The following is a 7,904-nucleotide window of genomic DNA, read 5'->3' on the forward strand; positions in this document are numbered from 1 at the left end:
CGGGTATGCCCTGTTAACGTGTCAACCATTGTCGTCGGAAGCACCTTATCCTATTATGTAGAGACCTTGCATAAGTAGGCAAGGTTTCCTAGGATACATCCGATGTATCGGCTCGGCGGATGGGTGCCAGAACGCATGAACGTGACCGTGTGGAACGAGTTCTACGAGGAGAAGACCTATCCCAGCGTCTCGTCGGTCTATCCCGACGGACTGCACGTCGTGCTCAGACAGGCGCTGATCGAACACCTCGGCCCCGAAGCCCACGTGCGCGTCGCGCTCCAGGAGGAGCCCGGCCACGGTCTCGGCCCGGCCGTCCTGGACGACACCGACGTCCTGCTCTGGTGGAGCCACCTCAAGGACGACGAGGTCGACGATGAGGTGGTCGAGCGGGTCAGGCAACGCGTGCTCGACGGCATGGGCCTGCTCATCCTGCACTCCGCCATCGGATCGAAGATCGCCAAGGCCCTGCTCGGCACGTCCGGCGCGATGACCGGCTGGCGTCACGGCGACAGCGAGCTGCTCTGGACGATCCTGCCGGGCCACGAGATCGTCCGCGGCGTCCCCAACCCGGTGGTCATCCCCGCGGGCGAGATGTACGGCGAACCCCTCGACATCCCCGCCCCCGACGAGCTCGTCTTCATCAGCTCCTACCAGGGCGGCGAGGTGCTGCGCAGCGGCTGCGCCTTCCACCGGGGCCGCGGCCGGATCTTCTTCTTCGCCCCTGGCCACGAAGAGTCCCCGATCTACTTCCAGCCCGAGATCAGACGCGTGCTCGCCAACGCCGTCCAGTGGGCGGCGCCGCCCACGCGACCCCAGCCGAAGCCCACCGGACAGGGCGAGTCGCCGATGAACTGGTGGGCCCAGGCATGACCGACCTCATCCAGATCGGCCTCGGCCCGTGGGGCATCGACTGGGCCGCCAACATCCTTCCCCGGCTCGCCGACGCCCGGGTCACCGGCTGGGTGGACGCCTCCCCCGACGCGCGTGCGGCGTTCGCCGCCAGGACCGGCGCCGACCCGGGCACCGTGTTCGCCACCGTGCGGGAGGCGCTGGAGGCGACCGGAGCCGTGGCCGCCATCGCGCCGGTCGCGATCGGCGCGCACGCGGCCGTCGCCCGGCAGGTGCTGGAGGCCGGCGCGCATCTGCTGCTGGAGAAGCCGTTCGCGCTGGACACGGCCACCGCCCGGGAGCTCGCCGGCCTCGCCGCCGAACGCGGCCTGGTCTTCGGCATCGACCAGAACTACCGCCTCTTCCCCGGCGCACCGGTCGTCCGCGACCTGCTCGCGCGGCGGGCCGTCGGGACGATTCGCCGGGTCTCGCTCGAATGGCACCGCGACCACCAGGGCGTCAAGGACTCCAACGCCCTGGTCGAGCTGGCCATCCACCACTTCGACCTGATGCGCTACCTGTTCGGCCGGGACGGGGCGGCGATCACGTGCGTACCGGTGACGCCGATCCGCACGGCCCAGGACCGCACGCCCGGAGCGAGCCTCATCGTCGAACTGGACGGCGGGCCCACGGTCGACTACGTGCTGTCGAGCCAGGGGATCGACGCCCAGACGCCGTGGCCCGGGGTGTGGCGGATCTCCGGCGACGACGGGCTCATCAGGTGGGGCGCCGCGCCCGACGACCACCGGGCCGTGTCGATCACCGACGCGGCGGGGCACACGACCGCGGTCGAGGTGCCCGAACTGCCGCTGTTCGAGCGGGCCGGCGTGCTGCGGGCGTTCATCGACGCGGTCGAGGGCACCGGCGTGCCGACCTCGCCGGCCGCCGACAACGCGCACAGCGTCGCGATGCTGGAGGCCGCGCTGACCTCGGCGCACACCGGGGAACGGACGAGGGTCGAACGATGGTGACGGCCGTGGCCGACCGGGTCGCGGCGCGCAGACGGCGGCAGGGCGGCGGCAGCACGCTGTTCGGTCGCAGGACGATGCTGTTCCTGCTGCCGGGAGCCGTCTATCTCGCGGTGCTGTCGGTCTATCCGCTCATCGACCTGTTCCGCACGGCGTTCTCCGATGTGACCGCCGAGAACCTGCTGGGCGAGCGGCCGTTCAACGGGCTCGACAACATGTGGCGGGTGATCGGCGACCCGTCGTTCGGTCACGTGGTGCTGCAGACGCTGGCCATCGTCGTGATCGTGCTCGTCGTCGGGCTGGCCGGCGGGTTCGCCGCCGCGCTGATGCTGCGCCCGCGTACCCGGCTGAGCGGCGTGACGCTGGGCGTGATGGTGTTCGTCTGGACGCTGCCGGCGGTGGTCGCCGGGAATCTGTGGAAATTTCTCCTGGAGTCGGGCGGGCCGGTCAACTCCGTGCTGCTCTGGCTGCACGTGATCCAGCAGCCGGTCCCCTGGCTCGCCAACGGCACCCTCGCGATCGTCGTGCTCGGGCTGGTCAACGCCTGGATGGTGGTGCCGTTCTGCGCACTCGTGCTGCGCGCGGCGCTGCTCGACGTGCCGAAGGACGTGCTGGAGGCCGCCGAGCTCGACGGCGCGGCCGGCTGGCGGGCGACCAGGTACATCGTGCTGCCACTGCTGCGCCCCGTCATCTCCATCCTCGGCGTGCTCGTCGTGATCAACGCCTTCCGCTCGTTCGACCTCATCTTCGTGATGACCAGCGGCGGGCCCGGCACCGCCACGACCACGCTGCCCTACCTCGGCTACCAGCAGGCGTTCAAGTTCTACGAGTTCGGCCAGGGCTCGTTCACCGCGACGTTGTCGCTGGTCATCGTGCTCCTCCTGAGCGCCGTCTACCTGCGGATGAACCGGAGGGAGCAGTCATGAGCGACTCCAGGCGCAACACCACGGTCACCGTGCTCGGCTGCGTGGCCCTGCTGGCGATCTACGCGCTGCCGCTGTACTGGCTGCTCGCCACCTCGTTCAAGAGCCTCAAGGACGTGTTCGCCGGTTCGGCGGCCGTGTTCTTCACGCCGACGCCACAGGCGTACATCGACGTGTGGAACGGCGGCTTCGCCACCTCGGCGCTCAACTCGGTGATCATCGCCGTGTCCACCACGGTCATCGTGCTCGTCATCGCCGTGCCCACCTCGTACGGCCTGGCCCGGCTCAACGGCGCCGTGGTCACCGGGGGGCTGGCCCTGCTGATCGTCCTGCAGATGGTGCCGGCCACCTCGACCCTCATCCCGCTGAACCGGCTGCTGGCCCAGTGGGGGCTGACCGGCAACCTGTACGGCGTGGCGATCGCGATCGCCGCGACCAACCTGCCGTTCAGCATGCTGCTGCTGCGGCCGTTCTTCGCCGGGGTGCCGATCGCCATCGAGGAGGCCGCCGCCAGCGACGGCGCGAGCAGGTGGCAGCGGTTCGTGAAGATCGTGCTCCCGATCACCCGCAACGGGATCGCCACCGTGGCGACCCTCACCTTCATCGGCGCGTGGGGCGAGTTCCTGTACGCGATCACTTTTCTCAATGACCCGGGCCAATACCCGGTCAGCGCGCTGCTCGCGCAGCAAATGTCCTCCTACGGGGTGAACTGGCCGGGCCTCATGGCGGTCTCCGTCCTGGTCTCGGTCCCGACCGTACTGATCTACCTGTTCGGGCAGCGGCTGCTGGTCGGCGGTATCACGATGGGAAGCGTCCGTTGATCTCTCCACGACTCGGCAGCATCGTCCACAGAGTCGCCGCCGCGGCGGCCCTCGTCGCCCTCTCCGCGTGCGGAACCTCCGGCTCCGGCGGCGCCGGCAACGCCGGCCAGGTCACCTTCTGGCACTACTACGCGCAGGGCATCCCCGCCACCGCGAAGTTCACCAAGGACCTCGGCGACACCTACGCCAAGGCCGCCCTGCCCAAGCCGCTGAACAGCGTCTACGTGCCCGCCGAGCAGCTCACCCAGAAGGTCGTCGCCTCGGCCGCCACCAAGCAGGGCCCCGACGTCTTCGTCCAGGGCGGCGCCGACCTGCTGCAGCTCATCAAGGCGGGCGCGATCGCCGACTTCACCGCCCAGTTCGACGCGTTCAAGGACAAGTCCCAGATCCCCGACGCCAACGTCATCAAGCAGGACGGCAAGGTGTACGGCGTGCAGGGCTTCAACAACACGACCGCCCTCTGGTACAACAAGACGATCCTGGACGAGCTGGGCATCGCGCCGCCCACCACGATGGACGAGCTGGACGCCGCCCTCGCCAAGATCGGCACCAAGTACGTCGGCATCGGCCTGGCCGGCCAGGGCGATCAGGACGTCAACGCCTTCTCCTTCATCAGCGCGTACGGCTTCGACTACGCCAAGCCCGACGCCGCCGCGCTGGAGAACGCGTTCAAGCTGGTCGGCGGCTGGGCCGAGAAGGGCTACGTGCCCAGGGACGCCGCCACCTGGACCCCCGACGTCGCCTTCCAGAAGTTCACCGCCGGCGGCATGGCCTTCGCGGTCGGCGGCAACTGGCAGTACGGCAACGCCAAGAAGACCGCGTCGTTCACGTACGGCGTGGTGCCCGTGCCCGACGCGACCGCGCCGGCCAAGGTCTACCAGTTCGGCGACAACGTCCACATGAGCGCGTTCACCAAGGACAAGAAGGCCGCCTTCGACGCCATCGCCACCATGTTCCTCAGCAAGGACGGCGAGCTCGCCGCGCTGGAGGCGGGCAGCATGCCGGTGCGCAAGGACCTGGCCGACACCAAGGGCATGCAGGACCCGATCTACGACCAGTTCAACAAGGCCCTGAAGAACGGCGTGCCGTACCTGCTGCCGGGCTTCGGCACCGAGCTCACGCAGATGCGCAAGCCGGTGGCCGAGGCGTGGAGCGCCGTGCTCGCCGGGCAGTCCACGCCGCGCGACGCCGCCACCACCGCCGTCGCCGCCGTCCAGCGCGTGGCCAAGTAGTGCCCGACATCTTCGAGGGAGCGATCCGCATGCGTCCGCGTGCCACCCCCGTCCTGACCCTCATCCTCGCGATGATCGCCGGTCTGCTGACCGCCGTGCCGGCCCGGGCCGACGTCGTCCACCCCCGCCAGCAGTGGTTACGCGACTCCACCGCGGGCCTGTTCCTGCACTGGGGCATGTTCACCGCGCCCCGGCACACGGACTGCGCGTCGTGGGAGCGCGACGTCACCGAGGGCGGCTGGAACGCCGACTACTGGATCGACCAGACTCGTGCCCTCGGCGCCTCGTACATCGTCCTGGCCACCTTCCACAGCGCGCTGGGCTACGCGCGGCCTTGGCCCTCCGCGGTTCCGGGGAGCTGCGCCACCCGTCGCGACTTCCTCGGCGAGCTGGTGCAGGCCGGGAAGGCGAAGAACGTACGGATCATGCTCTACATGACCGACGACCCTCAATGGCATGACTCGCAGGGCGTCGAGATGCTCGACTCGGCCGCGTACTCGGCGTACAAGGGCCGTCAGGTCGATCTGACCACCCGCCCCGGCTTCGGCATGTACAGCTATGACCTGTTCCTGGAGGCCATGGAGAAATATCCGGAGCTGGCGGGGTTCTGGATCGACAACGAGAACGAGTACTGGCAGCAGAACGGCCTGTACGAGAAGGTCCGCGAGCTCCGGCCGTCCTGGCTGCTGAGCAACAACAACACCGACAGCCCGATCATGGACACGGTCAGCAACGAGCAGAAGACCGGCATGACCCCGGCCTACGACTACCCGCAGGCAGCGTGGACCCCGATGCCGCGCCTGGTCGAGGCCGACTACAAGCTGCCCACCACCGGCGACTGGTGGTACGACGGCGGCGACCACCCCGTCGACGCCCGCCTGTCCATCGGCCGCTACATCGCCAACGCCGGCTCCTCGATGAAGTCGCTGATGGCCGAGACCCCGATGGTCAACGGCCGGTTCCCGCCACGGCAGGAGGCGTTCAACGCGTTCATGTCCACGTGGGTCCCGCCGATCAAGGAGTCGCTGCAGGCCACCGAGGGCGGCGGCTACATGTACGGCGGCCTGCAGCCCGGCTCCTGGAACGACGGAGCCCACGGCGTGATCACCGTCCGGCGGGACGACGGCGGCCGGGTCCAGTACGTCCACGTGCTCACCAGGCCCAGCACCGACCAGGTACGGCTGCGCGACAACGGCTACCGCGTCACGAAGGTGAGCGACCTGCGTACGGGCGAGCGGCTGCGGTTCACCCAGTCCGGCGGCCATCTGAGCGTTCTCGGCATCACGCGGTGGGACGAGCACGACACGGTGTTCAAGGTCGAGACGGCCGGCCGTCAGGGCTTCGCCACCGGGCTCAAGGCCACCGCGTCCGCCGAGAAGGCCGGGCAGCCGGCCGCCGCGCTCGTGGACGGGAGCTTCGAGACCTCCTGGGACTCCGACGGCCGGCTGCCGGTGTCGCTGACTCTGGACCTCGGCAAGCGGAAGAAGGTCGCGTACCTGGCGGTCAACCAGCGCGAATGGTCACCCACCTACGCCAGGGTGACTTTCGGGCGGCCCGAGGACTCCGCCCGGATCAAGGACTACCGCGTCTACGTCAGCGACGACGGCCGTCGGTGGGGCACGCCGGTGCGGGCCGGCGCGATGCGCAGCGCGCGCGGCATGCAGGTTCTCGACCTGGGTGAGCAGCGTGCCCGCTACGTGAAGCTGGAGGTGCTCGACACCTGGGCGGGGCCGCAGGCGCCGCGCTTCCACCGCCGGCTCCAGATCGACGAGATCCAGGTCGCGCACTCCTACCCGAGCTCGCGCGACGACCTGCCGCTCGAGGCCGAGCGGCAGCAGCGGACGGGCCAGGCCCGCGTCGAGGATTGCCTCGCCTGCTCGGGCGGCGCCCAGGTGACCGGGCTCCGGCACGGCACGCTCACCTACCGCGACGTGACGGTCCCGGCGGCGGGTGAGTACCGCCTGCAGATCGACCACACCTCCGCCTCGCCGGCGACGCTGTCGGTCACCGTCAACGGCGCGGCCCCGATTCAGGTGCGGGTGCCGGGCGGCAACCAGGGCGTCCCCTCCTCCACCGCCTTGCCCGTCCCCCTGAACGCGGGCGCCAACACGATCACGCTGTCCAGCGCGGGGACGGCGGGGGTGGACCGCATCGCCGTCGCTCCGATGCCGCCCGCCTCATACGTCCCCAAGACCACCCTGACCGTCGATCCCTCGGGCCTGCAGTGGGCCGCCCCCGGGCAGCAGAGTCTCCGGGTCTCGGCGAAACTGCGCCTGGACAGCGACGACGTGCTCGACCAGGTCGCCCTCGCGCCGGTCGTACCGGCGGGCTGGACCGTCCAGGGCGAAACGATCACGGCCGCCTCCGTACGGCTCGGGCAGACGCTGACGGGCTCGTGGACGCTCACCTCGCCGCCCGGAGACGTGACCGCGACCGACATCCCGATCACGGCCACCTTCCGGTCGCTCGGCCGCCCGAACACCGCCACGAGCCTGCTGGGGGTGCGGCCGCGTCCGGCCGACCGGGTGTTCATGCGGGAGGCCGAGGACTCCCGTAACAAGATCGGCGAAGCGGGCATCACCTCCTGCGCGGCCTGCTCGGGCGGGCAGAAGGTGCGCAACATCGGCGGCGGGCCGGACCAGGGCAGCGTGCCGGACGCGTACGTGCTGTTCGAGGACGTCACGGTGCCGGAGACGCGGACGTACACGCTGTACATCGACTTCACCGTCAACAGCAGCCGGACGTACTCGGTGAGCGTCAACGGCGGGACGCCGATCGAGGTGAAGGTGAGCGGCGTGGGCAACAACACCCCCTACCTGGTCAGCGTCCCCGTCACGCTGCGGGCCGGTGCCAACACCGTCAAGTTCCACAACGACACGGCCATGGCACCCGACCTCGATCGCATCTCCCTCGGATGAGACGGCTCAACGGTCGCCGGCCGTCCGCATGGCCTTGACCCAGAGCGCCGGCGTTGAGCAGTAGCCGGCCTGCAGCCAGGCGGCCAGCACGTACGGCTTGAAGGCGGAGGCGGCCTGCTTGGTCGACTGGAAGGGCTCGTTCCACGGGTCGGTG

General features: G+C 69.7%; 6 protein-coding genes. All 6 read left to right on the top strand.

Features of this window, described 5'->3' with window-relative positions; genetic code table 11:
* Positions 1 to 135: 135 nt before the first annotated feature.
* Genes AB0I15_RS61240 through AB0I15_RS61265 form a run of 6 tightly spaced genes read left to right on the top strand, consistent with a single transcriptional unit; the run spans position 136 to position 7,750 of the window.
* A complete protein-coding gene (locus tag AB0I15_RS61240) occupies positions 136 to 870 on the top strand; it encodes a ThuA domain-containing protein (protein WP_358118634.1) in 735 nt (244 codons plus the stop codon).
* Positions 867 to 1,859 (top strand): Gfo/Idh/MocA family oxidoreductase, encoded by a 993-nt coding sequence (locus tag AB0I15_RS61245; protein ID WP_358118636.1) that lies wholly within the window; start codon positions 867 to 869, stop codon positions 1,857 to 1,859. The genes AB0I15_RS61240 and AB0I15_RS61245 overlap by 4 nt, the downstream gene beginning before the upstream one ends.
* Entirely contained in the window at positions 1,853 to 2,782 is a 930-nt protein-coding gene (locus AB0I15_RS61250; protein ID WP_358118637.1) for a sugar ABC transporter permease, read from the top strand. The genes AB0I15_RS61245 and AB0I15_RS61250 overlap by 7 nt, the downstream gene beginning before the upstream one ends.
* Entirely contained in the window at positions 2,779 to 3,600 is an 822-nt protein-coding gene (locus AB0I15_RS61255; protein WP_358118639.1) for a carbohydrate ABC transporter permease, read from the top strand. Before AB0I15_RS61250 ends, AB0I15_RS61255 begins: the two co-directional genes overlap by 4 nt.
* Complete coding sequence (locus AB0I15_RS61260) at positions 3,597 to 4,832, top strand: extracellular solute-binding protein (protein ID WP_358118641.1); 1,236 nt, start codon at positions 3,597 to 3,599, stop codon at positions 4,830 to 4,832. Before AB0I15_RS61255 ends, AB0I15_RS61260 begins: the two co-directional genes overlap by 4 nt.
* 29 nt (positions 4,833 to 4,861) lie before the next feature.
* Complete coding sequence (locus tag AB0I15_RS61265) at positions 4,862 to 7,750, top strand: CBM35 domain-containing protein (RefSeq protein WP_358118643.1); 2,889 nt, start codon at positions 4,862 to 4,864, stop codon at positions 7,748 to 7,750.
* The last annotated feature ends 154 nt before the right edge of the window (positions 7,751 to 7,904 follow it).

This window comes from Nonomuraea sp. NPDC050643 (genome assembly GCF_040654715.1).
Classification (GTDB): Bacteria; Actinomycetota; Actinomycetes; order Streptosporangiales; family Streptosporangiaceae; genus Nonomuraea.

Coding starts and splice junctions, on each gene's coding strand:
- AB0I15_RS61265 (WP_358118643.1), top strand. CDS start 4,862: ATGCGTCCGCGTGCCACCCCCGTCCTGACCCTCATCCTCGCGATGATC.
- AB0I15_RS61245 (WP_358118636.1), top strand. CDS start 867: ATGACCGACCTCATCCAGATCGGCCTCGGCCCGTGGGGCATCGACTGG.
- AB0I15_RS61255 (WP_358118639.1), top strand. CDS start 2,779: ATGAGCGACTCCAGGCGCAACACCACGGTCACCGTGCTCGGCTGCGTG.
- AB0I15_RS61240 (WP_358118634.1), top strand. CDS start 136: ATGAACGTGACCGTGTGGAACGAGTTCTACGAGGAGAAGACCTATCCC.
- AB0I15_RS61250 (WP_358118637.1), top strand. CDS start 1,853: ATGGTGACGGCCGTGGCCGACCGGGTCGCGGCGCGCAGACGGCGGCAG.